The following is a 365-nucleotide window of genomic DNA, read 5'->3' on the forward strand; positions in this document are numbered from 1 at the left end:
GGCTGGTACTTCGCCGGTGACGGCGCCAAACTCGACACCGACGGCGACCTCTGGGTCCTCGGCCGCGTCGACGACGTCATGAACGTCTCCGGCCACCGCATCTCCACCGCCGAAGTCGAATCCGCCCTCGTCGGCCACCCCAGCGTCGCCGAAGCCGCCGTCGTCGGCGCCACCGACCCCACCACCGGCCAAGGCATCGTCGCCTTCGTCATCCTCACCGGATCGACCACACCCGACGACACCCTCGTCGACACCCTCAAAGCCGAAGTATCCAAACAGATCAGCCCCATCGCCAAACCCCGCGAAATCCACATCGTCCCCGAACTCCCCAAAACCCGCAGCGGCAAAATCATGCGCCGCCTCCT

General features: G+C 66.3%; 1 protein-coding gene. It reads left to right on the forward strand.

The window, feature by feature from the left end:
- The coding region (locus ACSVDM_RS30835) for an AMP-binding enzyme (protein ID WP_439269175.1) at positions 1 to 365 on the forward strand (365 nt) is incomplete at both ends.

It is taken from the genome of Nocardia sp. JW2, assembly GCF_051843015.1.
Taxonomy (GTDB): domain Bacteria; phylum Actinomycetota; class Actinomycetes; order Mycobacteriales; family Mycobacteriaceae; genus Nocardia; species Nocardia coubleae.